The organism is Aeromonas finlandensis (genome assembly GCF_000764645.1).
Lineage (GTDB): Bacteria > Pseudomonadota > Gammaproteobacteria > Enterobacterales > Aeromonadaceae > Aeromonas > Aeromonas finlandensis.
The window spans coordinates 14,701-39,983 of sequence record NZ_JRGK01000357.1; the positions used below are offsets into that span (position 1 = coordinate 14,701).

Consider the following 25,283-nt stretch of genomic DNA (forward strand, 5'->3'; position numbering starts at 1 on the left):
GTGATGTATGGCCAAACAGCAAACTGATCGAACAACACTGGATCTGTTCGCAAATGAGAAGCGCCCCGGCAGGCCAAAGACCAATCCACTCCCCCGCGAGACCCAGCTCAAGATCAACAAGCGTAACCAGCTTAAGCGCGATCGGGAAAATGGGCTGAAGCGGGTAGAGTTAAAGGTGGAGGCCGAGTTGCTGGAGCGCCTGAACCAACTTGCGTTACAACAGAACATCAGCCGAGCCGAGCTGATCCAATCTATCCTGAAACAACAGATTGAGTCCGCCTTTGCGGTGGACATTGCAGTCTGAGCGTTGAGCATTAACACCAAATACGGGTAACTAAACACTATGGCAAGTGTAGGTCTGTTTTTTGGCAGCGATACCGGTAACACCGAAGCTGTCGCCAAGATGATCCAGAAAGAGCTGGGCAAAAACCTGATTGAAGTCCGTGACATCGCCAAGAGCAGCAAGGCCGACATCGAGAGCTTTGATCTGCTGATGTTCGGCATCCCGACTTGGTACTACGGCGAAGCCCAGGCCGACTGGGACGACTTCTTCCCCGATCTGGGCGAAATCGACTTCACCAACAAGCTGGTCGCCATCTTCGGTTGCGGTGATCAGGAAGACTACGCCGAGTACTTCCTCGACGCCATGGGCACCCTGCGTGACATCGTCGAAGCCAAAGGCGCCATCATCATCGGTCACTGGCCGACTGCCGGCTACGAGTTTGAAGCCTCCAAGGCGCTGGTCGATGACAAGCACTTTGTCGGTCTGGGTATCGATGAAGATCGCCAGCCGGAGCTGACCGCCGAGCGCATCAAGGGCTGGTGCAAGCAGCTGCATGAAGAGATGTGCCTGGGCGAGCTGGAGTAATCCGCTTCCCCTCATCTCTCTGACAACAAGGGCCCCGACGGGGCCCTTGTTGTATCTGCGTGCTGCGATGCCTGCCTTTATTCTCCCCTGTTATTCACCCCTGTGCTCCGGTTTGGCTCGCACATAGAGGGTGCGCTTGACCTGTGCCACCAGCTCGCCACTCTTGTCCTGCACTGTCACCTCGAATTCGGGGAAGTGCTTGTTGCCCCCCTCGGTCGCCGCCACGATGTCGGCCAGCTTGCCCTCGGTCAGGTTGAACTCGGCCACCAGCTTGCCCTTGCCGGGCTTGATATAGTTGATGCTGCCCGCCTTGTCCCAGACGTAATAGCGATTCTTGAAGTAGCCCATCAGCATCAGCGGATAGATGGGGTCCGTCATGGCAAACATGCTGCCGCCAAACTGGGTGCGGTTGGCATTCTTGTTCCACCAGCGGGATTTCAGGGTCACCCGGCAGTAGCGAAAGTCATCGCTCAGGGTCTCTATCTTGATACCGGCGCCCCAGAAGGGGGGCCAGGCGTTGAGTGCGCGGCGCACCCAGGCCGCATTGCCAAAAAGCCAATCCATGGATCTCATCCGACCAGAAATATGAGAGTTACATCTTATCAACATCTGCCATGCCAGCAAGTCGGACGACACGATTGATTATTTCAATCCAATCGGCGATTTATGACTAAACCCCTTGAATTGCTGGGTTTATTTTTAGGGAGGCTACGACCTATAATGACAGGCCAAGTGAGTTCAAGGTTGCCATTCCTGCGGCAGTCCATCAGAATAACCCCACCTTCGAGAATGCGAATAAGTAGAATATGGCAGACAACAACCAAGCGTTAAAAAAGGCCGGGCTCAAGATCACCTTGCCCCGGGTCAAAATCCTGGAAATCCTGCAACAGCCGGACTGCCAGCACACCAGCGCCGAAGATCTCTATAAACGACTGATCGACCTGGGTGAAGAGATTGGTCTTGCTACCGTCTATCGTGTTCTCAACCAGTTTGATGATGCCGGTATCGTTACGCGTCACCACTTCGAAGGTGGCAAGTCGGTATTCGAGCTGGCCACTCAGGAGCACCACGACCACCTGGTTTGCCTCGACTGCGGCAAGGTGATCGAGTTCTCCGACGAGGTGATCGAACAGCGCCAGCGCGAGATCGCCAAGAAATTCAATATTCGTCTGACCAATCACAGCCTCTATCTGTATGGCCACTGTGCCAACGGTGACTGTAAACACGACGATTGAGTCGGTACTGCTGATTGCGGCAGATAACGGACAATAAAAAAGCCAGCATCAGCTGGCTTTTTTATTGTCCGGCGCAGGCCGTTTGGCATCACACAGGGCAGAGTCTCCCCTGCCCCACTGAGTTAGCCTTCGATCTTGCCCCAGGAGTCGCGCAGGGCAACGGTGCGGTTGAACACCAGATGCTCCGGGCTGGAGAGCTTGTTGTCGGCGCAGAAGTAGCCTTCACGCTCGAACTGGTAAGCCTGCTCCGGCTTGGCGCTCTTCAGGGAGGCCTCGACACGGGCACCCTCGATGATCACCAGTGAATCCGGGTTCAGCGCGGCTTCGAAGTCATCCTCGGCACCCGGGTTCGGTACCTTGAACAGACGGTCGTAGAGACGCACTTCCGCTGGCAGGGAGTGAGTGGCGCTGACCCAGTGGATCACCCCTTTCACCTTGCGGCCATCGGCCGGATCCTTGCCCAGGGTCTCGGGATCGTAGGAGCAGTAGATGCAGGTGACCTTGCCATCGGCATCTTTCTCGATGCGCTCGGCCTTGACCACATAGGCATTGCGCAGACGCACTTCCTTGCCCAGCACCAGACGCTTGAACTGCTTGTTCGCCTCTTCTTTGAAGTCCGCTTCGTCGATGAAGATCTCGCGGGTAAAGTTCAGCTCACGGGTACCCATCTCGGCATTGCTCGGGTGGGCCGGGGCAGTCAGCACTTCGTCGGCAGCCAGATTCTCGATGACCACTTTCACCGGATGCAACACGGCCATGGCGCGCGGGGCATGCTCGTTGAGGTCTTCACGGATACAGGCTTCCAGCATGCTCATCTCGACGATGTTGTCCTGCTTGGTCACGCCGATGCGCTTGCAGAACTCGCGGATGGAGGCCGGGGTGTAACCACGACGACGCAGACCGGAAACGGTCAACATGCGCGGGTCGTCCCAGCCGTCTACGTGCTTCTCGGTCACCAGCAGGTTCAGCTTGCGCTTGGACATGACGGTGTATTCGAGGTTCAGACGAGAGAACTCGTACTGACGGGGGTGGCAGTCGATGGTGATGTTGTCCAGCACCCAGTCGTACAGACGACGGTTGTCCTGGAACTCCAGAGTACAGATGGAGTGGGTGATCCCTTCCAGCGCGTCCGAGATGCAGTGGGTGAAGTCATACATCGGGTAGATGCACCACTTGTCACCGGTCTGGTGGTGGTGGGCAAACTTGATGCGGTAGATAACCGGATCGCGCATCACCATGAAGGGGGAGGCCATGTCGATCTTGGCGCGCAGGCAGGCGGTGCCTTCGGCGAACTCACCGTTCTTCATCTTGGCAAACAGCGCCAGGTTCTCTTCCACGGTGCGATCGCGGAACGGGCTGTTCTTGCCAGCTTCAGTCAGGGTGCCGCGGTACTCGCGCATCTGCTCAGGCGTCAGCTCGTCCACATAGGCCAGACCCTTTTCAATCAGCTCGATGGCGTAGCCGTGCAGCTTGTCGAAATAGTCGGAGGAGTAGCAGATCTCGCCATTCCACTGGAAGCCGAGCCACTGTACGTCCTGCTTGATGGACTCTACGTACTCGATATCTTCCTTCACCGGGTTGGTGTCATCGAAACGCAGGTTGCACTGGCCCTGATAGTCACGGGCGATGCCAAAGTTCAGGCAGATGGACTTGGCGTGGCCGATATGGAGATAACCGTTCGGCTCGGGCGGAAAACGGGTATGCACGCTGCTGTGCTTACCGCTGGCCAGATCTTCATCAATGATCTGACGAATAAAGTTGGTTGGGCTGTTCGCCTCGCTCATGAATTCACCTCGAATGTCTCAGCTCATGGGGCAACCGCGCACCCCCGCTTAGAAACCGACAATGATCCACTATTCATCCATGAGGCTCAACAGGAATTTGCCGCTGCGCCTTACGTAGCGGTACGACAGATGCCATTTGCATCAGGGGGGAGTCACTTCCCGAGCTGAAGCTGCATTAATTTCACCGCAATAGGGTCTCGCCCCGCGATATTGAAAACGACGTGTTACGCGCCGCCAGGGCGAGCGAGCTCCAGCGCGAACCCAAACAAGTCTCAATATGCCGATATCTTTGAAATAAAAACCCAATATCTTTAAACAAAAAAGACATTAATAGGTTATTTCAGAAACAAACAACACAAAATCAGCAACAAACACCAACAAATCATTTTCCAGATTGCACATTTCCAGCATACAATTTGCAACTTTAATTTCTGCTGAAACTTCAGGAAAGATGGTCGACAACACCTGCCTCCCCTTTTCCCGAGCCTCCAGCCTCATCCTCAGACAGGTAGCTGAACCATGTCCTATTCCGTATCAAGACGTGAATTCATCAAACAGTGCGTCATCGCCGGCATCGCCGTCTACAGCGCGCCCCTCCTCGCCAACCTTTCGCTATCCGGCATGGAAGACGAGGTCTTCGATCCCCAGTTGCTTGGCCAATGGAAGCAGGGCGGCAAAATCAAGTTTCGTAGCGATGGCCTGGCCAAGGTCACCGGCCAGAAGATCTACGGCCGCGACTATCGCGCACAGGATCTGAGCGGCTGGCCATCCCGTCAGCAACATGCGCTGCTGATCCGGGTCGACAGGGCAGATCGCATCTATCTCGGGCTGGATCTCTCCATGCTACCCGCCAATACCCAGCCCCGCCGGGTAATCACAGCGGCCGATCTGGTACGGGACGGCGTAGAACTGCCCTCCCCTATCTACGGTATCAACATGATGGTGAACGAAGGGGCCACCCCGGACTATCTGGGTCAAGCGGCCGCCATGCTCATCTTCCAGGACTTCGCCACCTTTAACCGAGCCAAGCAGCGCCTGCAATTCAACAACAAGGTGGTGCGCTACGGTGCAGTGACGCCACTGGTCGCCACCACCCGCGATCCCTGGGCCTGCTGGCGCATCATCCGGATCGAGGGCAAGCTCGGCTCGGGGGATCAATACAGCACCTTGAAGAACGGACTCTTCTTCCCGGCCATCGTCAATCACCAGCCAGTTTGGCCAGCGGCCAAAGCCGATGGCAGTGCAGGTGAGCAGGGGATGTATCAGGCCGGGCTGGTACACAAGGAGCTGGAGACCGACGATGCCCTGGTGCTGGATCGCACCTATCAGACCCAATTCATCGAACCCATGATGATGGAACCGGAAAACTTCAACGGCTGGTTCGATGCGAAAGCGCGCACCATGCACCTGGTAGTGAGCATCCAGTCCCCTCACGACTTCTACTACGAAGCTGCCGAGATGCTGGCCAAGGGCCCGCTGGCAGGGAAAGTCGACAAACTGGTGGTGCACTCCCCCTTCATCGGGGGGGGCTTCGGGGCAAAGGATCACTCCATATTCCCCTTCTATGGCCTGATCGCGACCATCTATGGCGATGGTCCGGTGCGCCTGGCCAACGATCGTTTCGAACAGTTCCAGGGGGGCCTCAAGCGCCATCCGTTCAACATGCACAACCAGCTGGTGCTCGACAAGCAGAGTGGCCAGTTCCGCGCCTTGATCAGTGCCATGACCCTCGACGGTGGCGGTCGCCTGAACTTCACCGGCTCAGTGGCCAGCGTAGGCGCCAGCGCCATTCAAGGTGTCTACTACCTACCCAAAAATGACATAACCGCGGTCGCCCTGCCATCCGAGAACCCTGACTGCGGCTCCATGCGTGGCTACGGGGCGCTACAAACCATGACAGCCATGGAGATGATGGTCAACGAGGCCGCCGCACTGTTGAAGATGGACCCGCTGGAGCTGCGGCGCCGCAACCTGATCAAACCCGGACAACCCAATACCCAGGGGGCTATTCCCGAGGGCAACAACCGTTACCCCGAGATCCTGACAATGGCCGAACAGCACGAGATCTGGGCACAACGCCAGGCGAGGAAACAGGCTTACGAGGCCCAGCACCCGGATCGCCTGCACGGCACGGGGTTCAGCATCGCCACCAAGGACTATGGCACCGGTGCCGTGGCCCCCTCCGCCTGCGTCGAACTGACAAGCAAGGGGGAGATCATCCTCAAAATCAGTTGCATGGAGATGGGCACCGGGACCCAGACCTCCCAGGCCGAGATCGTCAGCCGCTACTTCGGCCAACCGGCCGATACCATAGATCTCGCCGAAATCGCGCTCTGGGAGAGCTTCAAGCTGGTCTCGACCGATAATCCCTACACAATTTCTCAGGAACGCCAAGACGAGATGCAGAAGAACCCGCGCTGGACGCTGGCCATTCCGCAAGCCTCCTCGGCCTCCATTTCCGCCTACTTCCAGAGTCATGCAACCGTCACCGCGGCCCGTATCCTGTTTGAGCAGACACTCTGGCCAGCGGCAACCTCCATCTGGCGCAAGCAGTACTTCGTCGGGCAGGCTGGTCTGGATCTGGGCCCCCCCAGCGAGGCTACCTGGACCACTGCGGGGCTGACGACCCGTGGTATGCCGCCATTACCTCTCACCCTGCTGGCTGCTCATGCTCATGCCAACGGTCTCATCACCGGCACCATGGTGCACAGTTTCAACCGCTGGGCCTGGGCCGAGTGTGACTTCACCATCGAGGGCCAGAGCCAGCGCCTGCCCATCGATGCGCTGGCAATACGCTACGGCGACGGCGCCAGCAGCAAGAGACGCGCACAAGCTGATGCCAACGGCTACCACCTGCTCGATCGTACCCGGGCTCACTTCCCCAGTACCAGCCTGCTCAACGCCATGGTGACCTATTACGCCCCCTGCGCCACGCTGGTCGAAATAGCGGTCGAGAAAGGCTCCGGCAAAGTGCACATCCTGTCCGCACACAGCTGGCTGGACGCCGGTCGGGTCATAGTCCCCGAGCTGGTGGAAGGCCAGATCCAGGGAGGGCTGGCTATGGGGGTAGGTCACGCCCTGTATGAATACTTGCCAGCAGGGCAGGACGGGCCGGGCAATGGCACTTGGAACCTGAACCGCTATCAGGTCCCCCTGGCTCACCAACTGCCTGTCTGGAACCTGACCCACACCCTGCTGGCTCCACTCTCACCGACCGATGCCACCAAGGGCATTGGCGAAGTGGTGATGATACCCGTCGTCGCCGCCCTGGCCGAAGCCATCTATCAGGCGATCGGTACTCGTTTTTATCATCTTCCCATCACAGCATCCGACATTCAGAAGGCCATCCAATGATCACCGTAAACATGACCATCAACGACCGTCTCATTGGCCCGATCGAAGTGGATGACAACACCATGATGATCGACTTCCTGCACGAGTATGTGAACCTGACCGGGACCAAGTTCGGCTGTGGCGTCGGTGTCTGCCATGCCTGCACTATCGTCGTCGACAGAGCGGATGGGACCAGCGAGAGCGTGCGCACCTGCATCAACGGGGTGGGGCGCTTCAACGGCCAGCGCATACGTACGGTGGAAGGTCACGCCAAACGCAACAACCTGGGCAAGATCATCGCCCTGAGTCCAGTACAGAAGACCTTCCTGGATCACTTCTCATTTCAGTGTGGCTGGTGTACCTCGGGCTTCGTCAACGAGACCACAGTGCTGCTGGAGCGGCTGCGCAAGCAGCCGGTGGCCATGGCCGATCTCGAATCCACTATCGAGGGGGCACTTAAAGATCACATCTGCCGATGCACCGGTTACAAAAAATATTACGAGGGAGTCAAGGCCATGCTGATCTCGGAGGGGGTGGTACGTACATGATGCTCTCCAGACTCACATTCGCACTCTTGCTTGGCGCCGGTGCCGTATCTGCGGCCGACGCACCGGATCCGCTGGTGGCACGGGGACAATACCTGTCCAAGGTGGGTGACTGCGCCGCCTGCCATACCGCCGAAGGCGGTCAGAAATATGCAGGTGGACTGGCGTTCAAAACCCCTTTTGGCGTCATTTACTCCACCAATATCAGCTCCGACAAGACCAACGGTATCGGCCAGTACAGCTATGAGCAGTTCTATGAGGTAATGCACAACGGCAACGCCCCCGGGGGACGGCTCTATCCAGCCATGCCCTACACCTCCTATCACCTGATAACGGATGAGGACATGAAGGCGCTCTACGCCTACTTCATGCAGACCAAACCGGCCGCTACCCCAAACCGCGACAACGAGGTCGGCTTTCCCTTCAACGTGCGTACCGGCCTACTGTTCTGGAATGTGGTGGCCCATCAAGACAACGCCTTCCAGCCGGATCCTGCCAAAAGCAGCAACTGGAACCGTGGTCGCTATCTGGTGGATGGATTGGGGCACTGTGGCGAATGCCACACGCCACGGAATACCTTCATGGCGATGGATGAGTCACGCTATCTGAAAGGGGCCATGATCGAGGGGGTGATGGCTCCGGAGATCACCGCCACCGAGCTCAGGCGTCAGGGCTGGACCCATGACTCCCTGACCCGGCTGCTGCGCAAGGGCTATTCGGTCAAGGGCGGCGTCTTCGCCGGTATGTATCCCGTAGTCGAGAAGAGCTTCGCCAACCTGACCGATGAGGACATGCATGCGGTCACCAGCTATTTGCTCGACAGTGATACTCCGCTGCCGCCCCCCAAACCCAAGCAGGTCACCCTGGATAAGAGACATCCGGGTTATGGGCTCTATCGGGACTATTGCGCCGGCTGCCACGGCCAGGAGGGACAAGGCAAGCCGAACGTGACGCCATCCATGTACGCTAACAGCACTCTGGATCAGACGACCCCGACCAACACCCTGGCTGTGCTGCTGCGCGGGATCCCGGCCCAGAGTTACAGCCAGACTGAACGCTTCGCCCCCATGCCCGGCTACGCCAGCGAGCTCAGCGAACAGCAACTGGCGGATCTGGTGAACTTCCTGCGCCAGACCTGGGCCCATCAAGCTTCCACTCTGAGTGCCGACGACATCAAGACACTGAAGCAGGAGATCGTCGAGGCGCACGATGAGTAATGATCAGGCCGAGGTACTGCATCAGAGCCTCAGCTGGCTGGCCCAAGGGAGATGCATCTGGCTATGCAGCATAGTCGCGACTTATGGCTCGGCCCCCCGTCCAAGGGGGGCTCTGTTCGCCACCGATGGTACCCATCGCAGTGGGTCCATCTCCGGCGGTTGCATCGAGGATGCCTTCGTCAACATGCTGGCCAGAGGAGAGCATGACGCCCCCCTGAGCCTACTGGACTATGGCGCCCATCTGGCCCCCGATGGCAGTGCGTTCGAGCTGCCGTGCGGCGGCCGCATCCGGCTGCTGGTCGAACGCCTCGAGGGGGACGAAGCCAGCGCGGATCTGGCGGCGTGGCTGACCAAACTGCAGGGCGACCTCCCCTTCGTGCGGGAGGTACTGCTTGATCAGGGGAAACGCACCTATCTGGCCGGAGAGGTAAAGGAACTGTGCGAACAAGACGAACCAGGCCGGGTACGCCTGAGCTATGCCCTGCGCTGGCGCCTGCTGTTGCTCGGTATCAGCCAGGTGAGTGAGCAGGTGGCACGACTCGGTCAGGCCGCCGGTTTCGAGGTGCGGCTGTGCGATACCCGTGAGCTGTACCGCAGTGACTGGCACTGGGGGCCAGAACAAGGGGGCATAGCGGTGGAGTGGTGCGATCCCGAGCGCTTCGTCGAGCGCCATGCCACGGCCCAGAGCGCCGTACTCGCTCTGGCCCATGACCCCAGGATCGACGATGCAGGGCTGATGGCAGGACTCGAATCCAATGCCTTCTATCTCGGAGCCATGGGCTCTGTGCGTACCACTGCCCGTCGGCTGGAGCGGCTGCAGCGGATCGGTGAGGCGAGTCAATACCAACTTGCGCGGATCCACGCACCGATCGGGCTGCCTATCGGCAGCAAGACCCCGATCGAGATCGCCATCGCCGTGCTGGCCGAGGTGATCGCCGTACGCCAGGGTATCACATTGCAAAACTGCACAGATGCGACCTGAGTGCGTCGCGCTGCTGCTGGCAGCCATCTGCTCCCGCCGCGATGGCAGTGACAAGCGTCTCGCAGGGTCCCTCCTTGATCCTGCGTACCCTCGCCTCCCTGCTCCCCGGTCATGACAGTGTCCTGGTGGTACCAGGCTGCAAAGACGAGACGCTGCGTACCACTGGACGATCCCGGCTGCGTACAAGAGATCGACTGGCCAGAAGATCCGCGTTCACCAGCCAGGCCCTTCAGGGCAGACATTTCCCACACCGCTCACCCCTCCAAGAGGTTCTGGTCCACAGCATGCCTGAACAGAGGACAAAAAAAGCCCCGCACAAGGCGGGGCTGAAAGTGATGAAAAACAAAACAGACAATTACACACAACAAAGGCTCACACGCACAGTCAACCTTTCCCAAAGCAGATGCGCCATCGTCCTTGGGAAAGGTGGGTCTTGCGACCCACCTCATGTTAACGGTTGACTGCTATCAGTTCAGTTCGGTGACGCGGCTGGTGCGCTTGCCATCGAAGCTGGTGGTACGCAGGTAGACCTTGCCACTCACGCTCGGCTTGGCCGCGGCGTCATAGGCACTCCAGTTGGTACCGTCCAGGCTGTACTGGATGGGCAGACCCGGCAGATCCACGTTCGCTTCCAGCACACCGTTCACCACTTTGGCACCCGGTACGGAGAGGCGGTATTCAACACCGGCCTGATCCAGTTTCGGCAGGACACGCTGACCCAGCACGTTGGCGAACTGGTTCCACTCTTTGTTCAGAGTGGCCTTGTTGACATGCTTGGTCTCGCCGGAGAACTCGCGACCTTTCACATAGTTCAGCTCGAAGCCACCCTTGTGCCATGCGCGCTCGGCCATGGAGAAGATACGCGGGTAAACCATGTACTCGTACTGAGCGTCGGTACGTACGGTTTCACTCCACTGCTGACCGGAGATCCCCTTGAACTTGACCGGATCCTGGTCACCCTTGGCCACGAAGGCGTTGCCGTCGCGATCAACCGAGGTCTCGGCGTTCTGCGGCAGGTTTTCCGGGGCAAAGGCGAACACCTTGCGGGTGTCGTTGAAACGGGTTGCCCAGTAGTAGCCACGCTCAGCCGGGTGTACCTCGTTCGGGAAGTCGAAGTAGAGGTAATCCGGGTTGGACAGGACCACTTCGTAACCCTTGTGCGCCCACTTCATCGCTTCGTTGAAGCCACCCCAGTAGAGGGTTTCCCAGAAGTTGACACGGGTGTTGTCGGTGGCGAAGTCCTTGGCGCTGTTGGCGTACTTCAGACCATCTTCCCACGCCTGCAGGGTGGAGAAGCCGTGGCCCTTGACCATCTCGCCAACTTCCTTGGCGAAGTAAACCGGCAGTTCAGCAACGTCCTTGATCTTGCCATCGTCGATCATCTTCTGGCACATCGGGGACTTGCCAAACGGCTTGTCCTGCTTGCTGGAGTCGACGTTGCCTTTCCAGGCGACCAGCTCTTCTTTCTTGGTGACGGCCGGATCCTGATAGCCACCGCCCTGCATGATGTTCTTCGCCTCATCACCACCGTAGTGCCATGCGGTCAGCGGCTGACCGGCGGCCTGGTGCATCTGGGCAACTTCATCCATCACCTTGGCCACGAAGGTGGCAGCACCCGGCTGGCAAGGGTTGATGAAGGACATCTTGTCGTAGAACTGGACCGAAGTGACGTTGGAGGTGTCAGCCGGATCAGTCAGACGGAACTGGTTGGCTTCCGCTTCTTTGCCTTCCGCCATCAGACGCTTGTAGCGCGCTTCCATGGAGACCACGGCAGCACGGGCGTGGGCCGGCATGTTGATCTCGGGGATCACGGTCACACCGCGGGCCTTGGCATAGCGCACCAGATCCACGTAGTCAGACTTGCTGTAGAAACCGGAGCCCTGATTGTCACTGGTCGGGCCGGAACCCAGTTGCGGCATCAGACACTTGGTTTCGGACTCGTCGTGGCAACGCTGGCTACCGACCTGGGTCAGCTCCGGCAGACCCGGGATCTCCAGACGCCAGCCTTCATCGTTGGTCAGGCCCAGGTGCAGCACGTTGAGCTTCATGGCAGACATCTGGTCAACCAGCTTCTTCATGGTATCCAGGCTACGGAAGTGACGGGCCACGTCGGTCTGCATGCCACGGTACTCAAAGCGCGGCGCATCCTCGACGGTCATCGGGCTCACCAGCTTGTCATCAACACCCAGCAGGGAGATCAGGGATTGTGCACCCCAGAATGCCCCGTCGATGTCGCGACCCTGGATCACTGTGCCCTTCTGACCGATGGTCATGTCATAGCCTTCAGCCTGCTTGAGCTTGCTGCCGAGCTTGATGGTCACTGGGTAGCCGGTGTCGGAGAGGGTAACACCCAGCTTGGTCAGTTGAGCCTTCAGGGCCTCGGCGCGATCGCTCGGCAAGTCCAGGGCATTGAGTTTGATGGTAGAGAAGTCAACCTGCGGGCCAGCCTTGACCACTTGCTTCTGCGGAGTCGGCAGGATCTGGTTGTCAATCTTGCCAGCAGGCAGCAGTGCGCTGGTCTGGTTGGCTGCGAAACGGGTTTCGCTGTTCATCAGGATGTTCTTGTCATCCTTGGTGCGCTTCCAGCCATCGGCTGGCATCGGCTTCTCGTAGGTGCTGGCATCATTGATGTTGCTCATGCTGGCCAGTACTTTCGGCTCGGCACCTTCGCTGGCGACATACCAGTTCGGCATGATGTCAGATTCGAACAGTACCCAGTATTCCACCACCAGTGGCACTTCGACCGTGGCATCCTTGGCAAAGCCCTGGAACTTCTCGGTTGGCGTCAAACGATAGAGATCGCCGGTCAGGTGAGTGATGGTGAACTGGTCGTTATCCACACGCTGGATACGACGGATGGAGGAGACGTAGATGCTCCAGTCTTTGGAGGTGACGTCAGCACCGGTGTTGGTCAGGTGCAGCTTGGCAACGCCGCAGCTCGCCCACTCGGAACCGAGCGCCTGGCAATCGAGGCCCGCACCGGCACCGTCGTTGGTGACCACTTCATACTTGACCACCAAGTTGCTCGCGAGGGAGTCGACCACAGCCTGCTTGGCGGCATCCGCTGCCTGGACCTGGCTGACAAAAACGGTAGACATGGCAATGGCTAACAGAGAATGTTTCAAGTTCATAACTGCTGCTCTCATTTGAAGTAAAGGTTGGATTTTCTTGGCTTTTTTATATTGGGCCCCGGAGCGGGGCCCTTATTTATGTCAACAATGGACTTAGACTTGAGGTGAGCGAGTCGCTCGATTAACGCAGGGCTTTCATCTCACCGGCGATGATTTCGGCCAATGGGCCCAGAATCACCTGCAGGTTCTGCTCACCGAGTTTGACCACACCGGCCGCACCCAGGGCTTTCAGCTTGCGCTCATCGACGATGCTGCGGTCTTTCAGAGTCAGACGCAGACGGGTGATGCAGGCATCGATGGAGACCAGGTTCTCTTGACCACCCAGCACTTCCAGGTATTGCTTGGCCAGCTCGGTACGGTTGGTAGATTGAGCAGCAGCCGGAGCAGTCTCTTCATCATCTTCACGACCCGGGGTTTTCAGGTTCAGCTTGGCAATCACTGCGCGGAATACCACGTAGTAGAGACCGAAGAAGACCAGACCCTGAGCAATCAGCATGTACCAGTTGGTCGCCAGCGGGTTACGGCTGGAGAGCACCATATCCACCAGGCCGGCACTGAAGCCGAAGCCAGCCATCCAGTGCATGGAGGCAGCGATGAACACGGAGATACCGGTCAGTACGGCGTGGATGACATACAGTACCGGCGCCACGAACATGAAGGAGAACTCGAGCGGCTCGGTTACACCAGTGAAGAAGGAGGCAAAGGCAGCTGCGATCATGATGGAAGCAACTTTCTCTTTGTTCTCTTTCTTGGCGGAGTGGTAGATGGCCAGAGCGGCACCCGGCAGACCGAACATCATGATGGGGAAGAAGCCAGCCTGATACATACCGACCACGCCTTTCACCTGATCCAGGCTCTTGCCAGCGGCCAGAGCGGCATCGATGGTAGCTTGACCGCCCAGGAAGTTCGGGATGTCGTTGATACCGGCCACGTTGAACCAGAACACGGAGTTCAGGGCGTGGTGCAGACCGATCGGGATCAGCAGACGGTTGAAGAAGGCGTAGATACCGGCACCGGTAGAGCCCAGGCTCACGATGGACTCACCGAAGGAGACCAGACCACCGTAGATTGCCGGCCATACCGCCATCAGGATGAAGGAGACGATGATCATCACGACGGAGGTTACGATCGGTACCAGACGACGACCGGAGAAGAAAGAGAGTGCTTTGTGCAGTTCGACGCTGCTGAAGCGGTTGTACAGCTCAGCGGCGATAACACCACACAGGATACCCACGAACTGGTTGCTGATCTTGGCAAACGCGGCAGGAACCTGATCCACCGGGATGCTCTTGATCTGGGCCACAGCACCCGGGCTCAGCAGGGTGGTAACGACCAGGAAGCCAACCAGACCTGCCAGGGCAGCAGAACCGTCTTTATCCTTGGACATACCGTAAGCGACACCGACTGCGAACAGTACGGACATGTTATCGATAATGGCTGCCCCCGCTTTAATCAGGAAGGCAGCCAGCGCGCTGTCACCACCCCAACCATTCGGGTCAATCCAGTAGCCAACCCCCATCAGGATCGCTGCGGCAGGCAATACCGCTACCGGCACCATCAGGGCACGGCCGATCTTTTGCAAATAACCGAGAATGTTCACGGTTCCTCTCCTTAGTTAATGTTTGTTTTTCTAGAAATTAAGTGCTTATCACGTTTGACGCATAAGCCATCAAGGCTTGATTGGCAGTCTAGGGCTTTTATTTCGCTGCGCAAATTAATAAACCAATAATCGTGATCGTTATCACCCAAACAAGATAAAGGTAGTGGATAGATGTGGCTTAGTTCGCAATCTTTATTTACGCTATAAAACAACTTGAATCCGTCTTAGCCCATTGCCACCGCCAAACCGGTCGCAACCCGAAACAGAGGTATCCATCATGCGCCTGATCCCGTTGAAATCTGCCAGCCAAGTAGGCCTGTGGTCTGCTCGTTACATCGTTGACCGCATCAACGCGTTCAAGCCGACAGCCGAGCGCCCTTTCGTACTGGGCCTGCCCACCGGTGGCACCCCGCTTAATACCTACAAGCGCCTGATCGAGTTGCACAAAGCCGGTGAAGTGAGCTTCCAGAACGTGGTCACCTTCAACATGGATGAGTACGTCGGCCTGCCGGAAGATCATCCGGAGAGCTACCACAGCTTCATGCACAACAACTTCTTCAGTCACATCGACATTCGCCCCGAGAACATCAACATCCTCAACGGCAATGCCGAGGATCTGGTGGCCGAGTGCAAGCGCTACGAAGACAAAATCAAGTCCTACGGCAAGATCCACCTGTTCATGGGTGGCGTGGGTAACGATGGCCACATCGCGTTCAACGAACCGGCCTCTTCCCTCTCCTCCCGCACCCGGGTCAAAACCCTGACCGAAGATACCCGCATCGCCAACTCTCGCTTCTTCGGTGGCGATATGGAGCAGGTGCCCAAGCTGGCCTTGACCGTGGGTGTCGGCACCCTGATGGATGCGGAAGAGATCATGATCCTGGTCACCGGTCACGGCAAGGCACTGGCCCTGCAGGCCGCCGTGGAAGGCAGCGTCAACCACATGTGGACCATCTCCACCCTGCAACTGCATCCGAAGGGAATGATGGTGTGCGACGAGCCCTCCACCATGGAGCTCAAGGTCAAGACCGTTCGCTACTTCCAGCAGCTGGAAGCCGCCAACATCGGCCGTCTGTAAGGAGTCGTCATGTACGCATTGACCAACTGCACCCTCTACACCAGCAGCTGTGTGCTGACTGGCTACGGGGTGCTTATCGAGGGCGACAAGATTGTCGCCATCTCTCACCTGGCCGAGTTGCCTGCGGGCATCGAGCAGATTGACCTCAAGGGCGCCAACCTGACCGCCGGTTTTATCGACGTGCAGCTCAACGGCTGTGGCGGGGTGATGTTCAACACCGACATCACGGTCGAGACCCTGGCCACCATGCAGGCGGCCAACCTCAAATCCGGAACCACCAGCTTCCTGCCGACCCTGATCACCAGTCCGGATGCCGACATGAAGCAGGCTGTCGCGGTCACCCGCGACTACATGGCGGCCAATCCCAATGAGGTGCTGGGCGTCCATCTGGAAGGGCCTTACACCAACCTCAAGCGCAAGGGGATCCACCCTGCCGCGCAAATTCGCCAGCCAGCGGACGAGATGATCGACTTCTTCTGCGCCAACGCGGATGCCATCACCAAGATCACCCTGGCTCCGGAGCGCAACGATCCGGCCCATATCCGCCGTCTGGTGGAAGCGGGCATCCTGGTCTCTGCCGGTCACACTGCCGCCAGTTACGATCAGGCGATGGCCGGGTTCGATAACGGGATTCGCTTTGCGACCCACCTCTACAACGCCATGACCCCGACCCTCAACGGTCGCGAACCGGGCGTCGTAGGCGCCATCTATGATCGCAAGGATGTCTATGCGGGCATCATCGTCGATGGCCACCATGTGCACTGGGCCAACGTGCGCCTGGCTCACAAGGCGCTGGGGGAGCGACTGGTGCTGGTCACCGATGCCACCGCGGCAGCCGGTGCGCCGGAAGGGTTTGAGAAATTTGATTTTTGTGGCACCACCGTCTTTTTACGCGATGGTCAGTGCATCGACGAGAATGGTACACTCGGCGGTTCCTCCCTCACCATGATTGAGGGGGTAGAGAATCTGGTCAAGCAGGTCGGATTACCGCTCGATGAAGCACTGAGAATGGCCAGCCTCTACCCTGCCCGCGCCATTGGATGGGACTCACGTCTCGGTAGTATCCAGGTCGGTAAAATAGCCAACCTCACTGTCTTCGATCAGGACTTCACGGTCCGTGGGACCGTGGTTAACGGACACTACACACAACAGTGACATCATGACTGGCGGACAAATAGCAAACGTAGATCTTATCAAGCAGGTCAACAGTGCAGCCGTATATCGGCTCATCGACCTGCAAGGCCCTATCTCCCGGGTCAAGATTGCCGAGTTGAGTCAGCTGGCCCCGGCCAGCGTGACCAAAATAACCCGGCAACTGATCGAGCATGGCCTGATCAAGGAGACCTCTCCGCAAGCCTCAACCGGCGGGCGGCGAGCCATCTCGTTGACCACCATCAAACATCGCTTTCAGTTTGTCTCTGCCAAGCTGGGCCGCGGCTACCTGCAACTGAGTCTCTATGACCTCGATGGCAAGGAGCTCGACCAGCATGTCATTCAGGTGACCGAGATCGACCAGCAACCAGTGGTCGACATGCTGCTGCGGGAGATTGGCGCCTTTATCGATGCCAACAGCGACCGCAGCCGCAATCTGATCAGCATCGCGCTGACCATGCCGGGTCTGGTCAACCCGGAATCCGGCATGGTCATCTACACCCCCAAGTACCAGATCCGCAATCTGGGGCTGGCGAAGCTGCTGGAGAACCACTTCAACCTTCCTTGCTACGTGGGTAACGACACCCGCTCGCTGGCACTGGCAGAACACTTCTTCGGCGAATCCCGCGACTGCATGGACTCTATCCTGGTCAGTGTCCACCAGGGTACTGGCTCCGGGATCATCACCAAGGGTCAGGTATTCCTCGGTCAGAACCGCAACGTCGGCGAGATCGGCCATATCCAGGTCGAACCGCTCGGCAAGCGCTGCCACTGCGGCAACTTCGGCTGCCTCGAGACCATCGCCTCCAACGAAGCGATCATCGACAAGGTGAAGGAGCTCATCAGCCGCGGCCACCAGAGCTCGCTGCAAGAGAAGCACATCACCATTCAGGAGGTGTGCAAAGCGGCGCTGGCGGGCGATGAACTGGCACGCAGCGTGATCGAGAACGTGGGTGAGCATCTGGGGCGAGCGGTGGCCATTACGGTCAACCTGTTCAACCCGCAGAAGGTGCTGATCGCTGGCGAAATCACCGCCGCCGAAGAGATCCTCTTCCCGGCCATCCGTCGCTGTGTCGAGCATCAATCCCTGCCGAGCTTCCACCGTGGCCTGCCCATCGTGAAAGCCCGCTTCCAGAACCAGCCGACCTATGGCGGCTTTGCGCTGGTCAAGCGCGCCCTGCTGGAAGGGGATCTGCTGCAGATCATCATGGAGCAGAAATAACCGGCCTTGGTCGCACCTGCATCACACAATAAAAACGGCAGCCTTCGGGCTGCCGTTTTGCTTTTGATGATACCTGTGAGTTGACTCACCCAGGGTGGCAAGGTGTGCACAGATCCAACGGACCGTCATAAATGCCGGTTTGCTCATCGCTTATGCCCGACATGACGCGGAGCAACAGGTTGTCGCCACTCAACCTTGCTCACTTTGCCCTGCACGGTTTGAACAGATCCAGCGTTCCGTCATAGACGCTGGTTTGCACATCCATGATCCCCAACATGGAGTGAAACAGGTTGTCGTGGGAGAAACGCTGGCTTGATGCCTCCCTGGCCAGACAGGTCATATCCAGTTGGCGATCAGCCACCATTTGCGGCGAGAACCAGGTCAGCAGCGGTACCCGGGTCTGATCATCCGGAGCAAACTTGTAGGGGGTGCCGTGCAGATAGAGCCCCAACGCGCCGAGCGACTCGCCGTGATCGGAGAGATAAACCAACCCGACGTTGTACTGGCTCTCCAGCGACTTGAGCTTGTCGATCAACTGCTCCACCACCTTGTCGGTATAACGGATGGTGTTGTCATAGGTGTTGAGCAGCTCTTCGTTGCTGCAGTTCTCGATATCACTGCGCTGGCAGTCGGGAACAAAGACCCGCTCGCTGGCGGGATAACGGCGGTAATAGGTCGGACCATGGCTGCCCATCAGGTGAAAAACCACCAGCTTGTTGCCCTTCATCCCGGCAATCTGCTGATCCAGCCCGCCCAGCAGAACCTCGTCATAGCAAGAGCCACCCTTGCAAAAAGCGGGATACTCCTTGGGCGCAATGTCGATGGTCGGCACATTGCGGCACACCCCCTTGCAACCGGCATCGTTATCCTTCCAGAGCACCGAGACGCCAGCATGCTGTAACACGTCGAGCAAGCCATCGCGGGCGTTCGCCAACTGCTCGTCATAACTGCGCCGTGTCAGATTGGAGAACATGCAAGGCACCGACACCGCAGTGGCGGTACCGCAGGAGCGCACATCCTTGAACGATACAACGCCCTGCTCTTTTGCCGTAAAGCTGTTGGTCGCCTTGCCATAGCCGTTGAGGGAGTAGTTTTTGCTGCGGGCCGTCTCCCCCACCACCAAAAACATCAGGGTCGGTTTATCCCCTGTGGCGACCACTTTGGCATCCATTCCCAACTGCTGGTAGGGAATGGGGGTGGCAAACACCACATCCCGAGCATATTTGTAGACCCCGTTGACATAGTTGGCGGGCACTATCTGCTTGCCCAGGATCCGGTGGTTACGGCCAACGGACACATAATCCTGATAATAAAGTGCAGCCACGCCTGCCACTATGAGGAGTGACAGGGACAATACCCCGCCCCGGATGGCCAATCCCTTGTACCAGGTGGCCGGATAGCGCACCTTCAGCGACCAGAGTACCAGCACGGGCAGCACGCCGGTCAGCAGGAACCAGAGCACGACCGGGATGTTCAGATAGGAGGTGGCCTCGCTGCCGTTGGTCTCCACTATGTTCTGGATCATGCTTGCATCGAAGATGACACCGTATTTGAGCATGGCGTAACTGGCGATGGAGCCGGTCAGGATCAACAGGGAGAAGAAGGGTTTGAGCAGCCAGCGGAAGGTAAAGGGGATAAAAACTGCGTTAAGTGCAGCGAGCAGAGCCAGAGGAACAGAGAGAACAAAACCGGCTTTAACATGCTCCAAACCACTGATAACCGAATAGAAACGAAGAAAGAAGGGCCAGTTCAGCACCAGTGCGAAAAAGAGCACCAGCAACAGATTCACCTTCATCACACCGAGCGTGATGCGCATACTTAACTCCTGAATGCCGGACGACAGAATAAATGGCATGGCAACACTACCAGAAACAATGGGGCCAGCGTAGAAGTCAAAAATTAAGCGCGAATTAAGAAAGCGAGCCAGCTTCGTGCGCATCATCACAGCCTCACCCCCGGCCAGCAAGCATGACGGTTTTTTAGTTGTCTATCCCTTGGATTTTGCTAGCTTGTTGAGTAGGCATTCACGAAATGCAGGTTCACTGATGGCACTGATCCAAGCCTCGATAGAGCAGTTGAGAGTAGGCCACTTTATCCACCTTCCGACCGGGTGGACCAACCATCCGTTCATGTTCAATACGTTCAAAATCAAGGATCAGCAGCAGCTCGACATCATCCGCCATCTTGATCTCACCCTGCTGATGGTCGATCCCGACAAGAGTGACCTGCCTATTGAGCCGCTGCTGCGCGGGGATATGCCGGATGCGGGCCCTGATCTCGAAGAGCTGGAGGAGCTGATTGCCTCTGGCCCGCCCCCCTTTGACGAAAAAGCCTTTCGCCGCTCCATGCGCGCTGCCGACAAGGCCTTTGGCCAATCCATGAGCGAGCTGCGTGATGCCTTGGGGGCGCTGAACCTCAAACCGGATGAGGGGCTGGCCAACACTGCCCAGATCGTCCGCAACGCTGCCTTCACCCTCAGTCAGCACGAAGGCCCCCTCGGACTGCACCTTATTCGCAGCCCCCACACCGATATCCTGCTGCAGCACAGCCTCAACGTCGCCTTTATCGCCATGCTGATGGCGCGCGAGCTGGGCATGAATCCCATCGAACTGGAGGAGACCGGGCTTGCCGGACTTATCCACGACATCGGCGAGCTGAAAATCCCGAGCCAGATCACCCAGAAGCGCGGAGAGCTCAGCAAGGCCGAACAGAACTTCCTCAATATGCATGCCCAGTACGGGCTGGAGATGCTGACCCAACTCAACGCCTTTGAGCCCAAAATTCGTCAGGTCGCCCATCTGCACCACGAACGGCTCGACGGCAGCGGTTATCCGCTCGGGATCAAGGGTGGTGAGATCCCGCCGCTGGCGCGGCTGATCGGACTGGTCGACTTCTACGACGAGCTGCTCCATCCCCGCAACAGCGGCAACCCGGCGGCGCCGAGTCAGGCCATCAGCCAGCTCTACAAGTTATCCCAGAAGAAGTTCGACCAGAATCTGGTCAAGTTGCTGGTCAAGGTGCTGGGGGTCTATCCGCCGGGATCACTGGTGAAACTCTCCGATGAGAGCATCGCGCTGGTACTCTCCACCGAGCCCACCATGCCCCTCAAGCCGAAGATCCTGCCCTATATCAAGGCCCAGCGGCCGGAAGCGGTGCCAATGATCGACCTGCGGGAAGATGAGCGCACCATCACCGCCTTTATCAAACAGGAAGAGCTGGATGATGGACAACGGCTCTTCTTCAACCTGACCCGCCGCTTCTGTTACTACTTTGCGTTTTGAGTTATCCCCAGAAGCTGGGGATAACTCATTGGACAAACCGGAATAATTGCTCGAAGAGCCGCCGAAAGGTTGTCATCTGACCATGTATAAAAAACGCCCAGCCATTGGGCCGGGCGGAGCATGCCACCTCCGTGTGGCGCATCCGGCGGATACATTCATGCTCCCCCCATCAATATCAACCCGCTGCCGCTTACACAAATATCAATTTAACATGCTGATTTAATATGGTTTTATCCACTTCTTCTGGCAAACTGACAGCCCGTTGCGCCCAGTTGGGCCAACAGAACAAGATCCTGATCACACTTATTCACGGGCTGGTGATTTTTTAAGCTGGCTTATGAGGAGCGTTTTTTATGCAGTTGGTCCTCTCCTTGCTGCAACAGATGAGCGTCAGCCTGGTGATTGCCTATCTTTTCTCGAAAAGTCCGCTGCTGCGCCCGCTTGCCAACTATTCGGTGAGACTACCTCACAAGATACTGATATACATCATCTTTTCAAGCTTTTGCATCCTCGGCACCTATGTCGGCCTCGATATCGACGATGCCATCGCCAACACCCGGGCGGTCGGTGCCGTGCTGGGGGGCCTGTTGGGCGGCCCGTTGGTGGGTTTTCTGGTGGGGCTGACTGGCGGTCTGCACCGCTACACCCTGGGGGGATTTACCGATCTCGCCTGCGCCATCTCCACCACCTGCGAGGGGTTGCTCGGGGGCATTGTGCACTGGCGGCTGATGCGCTCGGGGCGAACGGATGCCCTGTTTGAACCGCGCATCGCCTTCTTTACCACCCTCTACGCCGAGATCCTGCAGATGGTGATCATCCTGCTGGTGGCGACCCCGTTCGACCAATCCCTGCTGCTGGTACGCACTATTGCCACCCCGATGATCCTCGCCAACTCCTGTGGCGCGGCGCTCTTTATCAGCATGATCCGCGATCAACAGCAGATGTATGAGAAGTTCTCCCGGGTCTTCTCCGCCAAGGCGCTCAACATCGCCAATCGCACCGTGGGGATCATGAGTCAGGGCTTTACACCACAGGCGAGCAACAAGATTGCCCGCATCATTCAGGAGGAGACCGGCGTGGGTGCGGTCGCCATCACGGACACCGAGAAGATCCTCGCCTTTATCGGCACCGGCGAAGATCACCACCTGCCGGGCACCCCCATTGCGTCAGCCATCACCATGCAGGCCATCGCCCGCAACAAGGTGCTGTTTGCCGATGGTAACAGCCAGCCCTATCGCTGCAGCCTCTCACCCGCTTGCCAGCTGGGCTCGGTGCTGGTGATCCCGCTGCAGGGGGACAAGGGGGTGATCGGCACCATCAAGCTCTACGAGCCAAAGAAGCGACTGTTTCTCAAGATCAACCACACCTTGGGGGAAGGGATTGCCAACCTGCTGTCACAACAACTGCTGGCCGGTCGGCTGGAGCAGCATCAACGGCTGCTGGTGCAATCCGAACTCAAGCTGATCCAGGCCCAGATCAACCCCCACTTTCTGTTCAACACCCTCAATACCATCAGTGCCATCACCCGGCGCGATCCGGACAAGGCGCGGGATCTGCTGCTGCATCTGTCGCTCTTTTTTCGCAAGAACCTCAAGCGCCAGAGCGGCCTTGCCACCCTGCAGGAGGAGCAGGAGCACTGCCAATCCTATCTGGAGATCGAACTGGCCCGCTTTGGCGACCGGCTGACGGTGATAAACGAGATCCCGCCCCATCTGGCCACACTCCGGCTGCCCAGCTTCACCCTGCAGCCACTGATCGAGAATGCCATCAAGCACGGCACCTCGACCCTGCTGGAGCAGGGGCGCATTCGCCTCTATACCCTGGAGCAGCCTACTTGCGTCACCATTTGTGTGGAAGATAATGCCGGTGCCTGGCAAGCGCACCCTGCCGGTGATGGTCTGGGCATGACCATCGTCGACCGGCGACTGAAGAGCGCCTTTGGCGAACACTACGGTGTGACCATTGCGTGCGAGCCGGAGCAGTGGACCCGGGTGTCGTTCACCATCCCCAAGGAGCAACCATGATCCGCACCCTGATTGTCGATGACGAACACTACGCCCGCGAAGAGCTGAAACAACACCTGGCCTGCGATCCCGCCATCGAGATCGTGGGGGAAGCGGCCAACGCCATCGAGGCGCTGCCGCTTATTCAGCGGCTCAAGCCCGATGTGGTGTTTCTCGATATCCAGATGCCCAAGCTGAGCGGCATGGAGCTGGTCGCCATGCTCGACCCCCTGCCCCGCATCGTGTTTGTCACCGCCTTTGACGAGTACGCCATTCAGGCCTTCGAGGAGAACGCCTTCGACTACCTGCTCAAACCGGTCGAGCCCGCCCGGCTGGCCAAGACCCTTGCCCGTCTCAAGCAGGATATCTCGCCACAGCCTATCGAGCGGCTGGCCCCCGCCATCGAACATATTCCGGGCTATCTGAACAACCGGGTGCGGCTGCTGCCCATCGCGCAGGTGGAGTATGCCTTCTCCGATCTGGGCGGGGTCCATGTCGCCTGTCAGGGGGAGCGGTTCCACACCCAGCTCACCCTGAAATCTCTGGAAGAGAAAAGCCCGCTGCTGCGCTGCCACCGCCAGTATCTGGTCTCCCCCAACGCCATCTTCGAGATACAGCTGCTGGATAACCAGCTGGCGGAAATTGTCACCCCGAGCGGTGCCCGGGTGCCGGTCAGCCGTCGTTATCTCAAGGAGCTGAAAGATCAACTGGGGCTGGACTGAGCCGTGGAGTGTGCGCCGGATCACAAGCGCCGACCGCTCGGCGCGCCATGACGCCGCTCAAGCCGTTTCACCTGCCAGAGCAGGGCAATCGTTTTAGACTCGCTGCGCAAATCAAAAAATAACAATGCAGGAGCGTAACAATGTTCTGGTTCTTCCTCTGTGTCGGCTTACTTGTCGCCGGCTATTTCATCTATGGCAAGTTCATCGAACGGATATTTGGCCCGAAACCCGAGCTGAAAACCCCCGCCATCACCATGGCTGACGGGGTTGACTATGTCCCGATGTCGGACAAAAAGGTCTATCTGGTTCAACTGCTCAATATCGCTGGCGTCGGCCCTATCTTCGGCCCCATCCTGGGTGCCCTCTACGGCCCGGTCGCCATGCTCTGGATCGTCTTTGGCTGCATCTTCGCCGGTGCGGTACACGACTACTTCTCCGGCATGCTCTCGGTACGTGCCAAGGGTGCCTCGGTACCGACCGTGGTCGGTGAGCATCTGGGCACCGCCGCCAAGCACTTCATGAACCTGTTTGCCGTGGTGCTGCTGATGCTGGTGGGCGTGGTGTTCGTGCTGAGCCCGGCAGGCCTCTTGGCCAACCTCACCTCCACCGATCTGGTCTACTGGATCATGGCGATTTTTGCCTACTACATCCTCGCGACCATCGTCCCCATCGACAAAATCATCGGTCGCTTCTATCCCATCTTCGGTGCCCTGCTGGTGTTCATGTCGGTCGGCCTCATCATTGGTCTGATCGTCTCCGGCAAAGGCTTCTACAACACCGGGATGGACTTCTCCAACCTGCACCCGACCGAGCTGCCGCTCTGGCCGCTGCTGTTCATCACCATCGCCTGTGGTGCGGTATCGGGCTTCCACGCCACCCAGTCACCGCTGATGGCGCGCTGCATGCAGAACGAGAAATCCGGCCGCTTCATCTTCTACGGCGCAATGATCGGTGAAGGGATCATCGCCCTTATCTGGTGCACTCTGGGTCTCTCCTTCTACGACAGCACCGAAGCGCTCAACGCCACCATGGCCAACGGCGGCCCGGCCGCTGTGGTACACGAAGTCTCCACCAGCCTGCTCGGCACCGTGGGCGGCATTCTGGCCATCCTCGGCGTGGTGATCCTGCCC

General features: G+C 58.2%; 19 protein-coding genes. 14 read left to right on the forward strand and 5 right to left on the reverse strand.

Features of this window, described 5'->3' with window-relative positions; genetic code table 11:
- The first annotated feature begins 7 nt into the window (after nt 1-7).
- Together ybfE and fldA are read left to right on the forward strand one after the other, a co-directional pair.
- Nucleotides 8-304 carry a LexA regulated protein gene (gene ybfE / locus LD28_RS0121480; protein WP_005334297.1) on the forward strand — a complete coding sequence of 99 codons (297 nt, stop codon included), beginning with the start codon at nt 8-10 and terminating at the stop codon, nt 302-304.
- A 39-nt stretch (nt 305-343) separates the two neighbouring features.
- Nucleotides 344-868 (forward strand): flavodoxin FldA, encoded by a 525-nt coding sequence (fldA, locus tag LD28_RS0121485; RefSeq protein WP_033138904.1) that lies wholly within the window; start codon nt 344-346, stop codon nt 866-868.
- A gap of 90 nt (nt 869-958) precedes the next feature.
- On the opposite strand, the gene LD28_RS0121490 is transcribed toward fldA, so the two are convergent.
- Nucleotides 959-1,432 (reverse strand): DUF4442 domain-containing protein, encoded by a 474-nt coding sequence (locus LD28_RS0121490; protein WP_033138905.1) that lies wholly within the window; start codon nt 1,430-1,432, stop codon nt 959-961.
- 242 nt (nt 1,433-1,674) lie between these two features.
- Here LD28_RS0121490 and fur point away from each other — a divergent pair, with 242 nt between their 5' ends.
- Entirely contained in the window at nt 1,675-2,103 is a 429-nt protein-coding gene (gene fur / locus LD28_RS0121495; protein WP_033138906.1) for a ferric iron uptake transcriptional regulator, read from the forward strand.
- Nucleotides 2,104-2,225: 122 nt separating this feature from the next.
- Here fur and glnS read toward each other — a convergent pair whose 3' ends face one another.
- A complete protein-coding gene (gene glnS, locus LD28_RS0121500; protein WP_033138907.1) occupies nt 2,226-3,887 on the reverse strand; it encodes a glutamine--tRNA ligase in 1,662 nt (553 codons plus the stop codon).
- 519 nt (nt 3,888-4,406) lie between these two features.
- Here glnS and LD28_RS0121505 point away from each other — a divergent pair.
- Genes LD28_RS0121505 through LD28_RS0121520 form a run of 4 tightly spaced genes read left to right on the forward strand, consistent with a single transcriptional unit; the run spans nt 4,407 to nt 9,964 of the window.
- Nucleotides 4,407-7,241 (forward strand): xanthine dehydrogenase family protein molybdopterin-binding subunit, encoded by a 2,835-nt coding sequence (locus LD28_RS0121505; protein WP_033138908.1) that lies wholly within the window; start codon nt 4,407-4,409, stop codon nt 7,239-7,241.
- Nucleotides 7,238-7,768: a (2Fe-2S)-binding protein gene (locus tag LD28_RS0121510; protein WP_033138909.1), complete on the forward strand. Its 531-nt coding sequence runs from the start codon at nt 7,238-7,240 to the stop codon at nt 7,766-7,768. The genes LD28_RS0121505 and LD28_RS0121510 overlap by 4 nt, the downstream gene beginning before the upstream one ends.
- A complete protein-coding gene (locus LD28_RS0121515) occupies nt 7,765-8,982 on the forward strand; it encodes a c-type cytochrome (RefSeq protein WP_033138910.1) in 1,218 nt (405 codons plus the stop codon). The genes LD28_RS0121510 and LD28_RS0121515 overlap by 4 nt, the downstream gene beginning before the upstream one ends.
- On the forward strand, nt 8,975-9,964 hold the full coding sequence (locus LD28_RS0121520; RefSeq protein ID WP_033138911.1) for an XdhC family protein: 990 nt from the start codon (nt 8,975-8,977) through the stop codon (nt 9,962-9,964). Before LD28_RS0121515 ends, LD28_RS0121520 begins: the two co-directional genes overlap by 8 nt.
- 467 nt (nt 9,965-10,431) lie before the next feature.
- Here LD28_RS0121520 and LD28_RS0121525 read toward each other — a convergent pair whose 3' ends face one another.
- Together LD28_RS0121525 and nagE are read right to left on the reverse strand one after the other, a co-directional pair.
- Nucleotides 10,432-13,095 carry a beta-N-acetylhexosaminidase gene (locus tag LD28_RS0121525; protein WP_033138912.1) on the reverse strand — a complete coding sequence of 888 codons (2,664 nt, stop codon included), beginning with the start codon at nt 13,093-13,095 and terminating at the stop codon, nt 10,432-10,434.
- Between the two features lie 121 nt (nt 13,096-13,216).
- Nucleotides 13,217-14,695 carry an N-acetylglucosamine-specific PTS transporter subunit IIBC gene (gene nagE / locus LD28_RS0121530; protein ID WP_033138913.1) on the reverse strand — a complete coding sequence of 493 codons (1,479 nt, stop codon included), beginning with the start codon at nt 14,693-14,695 and terminating at the stop codon, nt 13,217-13,219.
- A gap of 277 nt (nt 14,696-14,972) precedes the next feature.
- Here nagE and nagB point away from each other — a divergent pair, with 277 nt between their 5' ends.
- From nagB to nagC, 3 genes are read left to right on the forward strand one after another with little or no spacing between them, the layout of a single operon-like run.
- A complete protein-coding gene (nagB, locus tag LD28_RS0121535) occupies nt 14,973-15,773 on the forward strand; it encodes a glucosamine-6-phosphate deaminase (protein WP_033138914.1) in 801 nt (266 codons plus the stop codon).
- A 9-nt stretch (nt 15,774-15,782) separates the two neighbouring features.
- Nucleotides 15,783-16,928 carry an N-acetylglucosamine-6-phosphate deacetylase gene (gene nagA / locus LD28_RS0121540; RefSeq protein WP_033138915.1) on the forward strand — a complete coding sequence of 382 codons (1,146 nt, stop codon included), beginning with the start codon at nt 15,783-15,785 and terminating at the stop codon, nt 16,926-16,928.
- Between the two features lie 4 nt (nt 16,929-16,932).
- The gene (nagC, locus tag LD28_RS0121545; protein ID WP_033138916.1) at nt 16,933-18,147 is read left to right on the forward strand and encodes a DNA-binding transcriptional regulator NagC; all 1,215 of its coding nucleotides are present in this window, start codon (nt 16,933-16,935) and stop codon (nt 18,145-18,147) included.
- 199 nt (nt 18,148-18,346) lie between these two features.
- Here nagC and LD28_RS0121550 read toward each other — a convergent pair whose 3' ends face one another.
- Complete coding sequence (locus LD28_RS0121550; protein WP_033138917.1) at nt 18,347-19,963, reverse strand: phosphoethanolamine transferase; 1,617 nt, start codon at nt 19,961-19,963, stop codon at nt 18,347-18,349.
- A 229-nt stretch (nt 19,964-20,192) separates the two neighbouring features.
- Between LD28_RS0121550 and LD28_RS0121555 the strand changes: the two genes are divergently transcribed.
- From LD28_RS0121555 to LD28_RS0121570, 4 genes are all read left to right on the forward strand, one after another.
- Nucleotides 20,193-21,428: a cyclic di-GMP phosphodiesterase gene (locus tag LD28_RS0121555; protein WP_033138918.1), complete on the forward strand. Its 1,236-nt coding sequence runs from the start codon at nt 20,193-20,195 to the stop codon at nt 21,426-21,428.
- Between the two features lie 353 nt (nt 21,429-21,781).
- On the forward strand, nt 21,782-23,452 hold the full coding sequence (locus LD28_RS0121560) for a sensor histidine kinase (RefSeq protein WP_033138919.1): 1,671 nt from the start codon (nt 21,782-21,784) through the stop codon (nt 23,450-23,452).
- A complete protein-coding gene (gene btsR / locus LD28_RS0121565) occupies nt 23,449-24,153 on the forward strand; it encodes a two-component system response regulator BtsR (RefSeq protein WP_033138920.1) in 705 nt (234 codons plus the stop codon). Before LD28_RS0121560 ends, btsR begins: the two co-directional genes overlap by 4 nt.
- A 140-nt stretch (nt 24,154-24,293) precedes the next feature.
- Nucleotides 24,294-25,283, forward strand: a 990-nt coding sequence (locus tag LD28_RS0121570) for a carbon starvation CstA family protein (RefSeq protein ID WP_033138921.1), incomplete at its 3' end; no start/stop codon positions are given.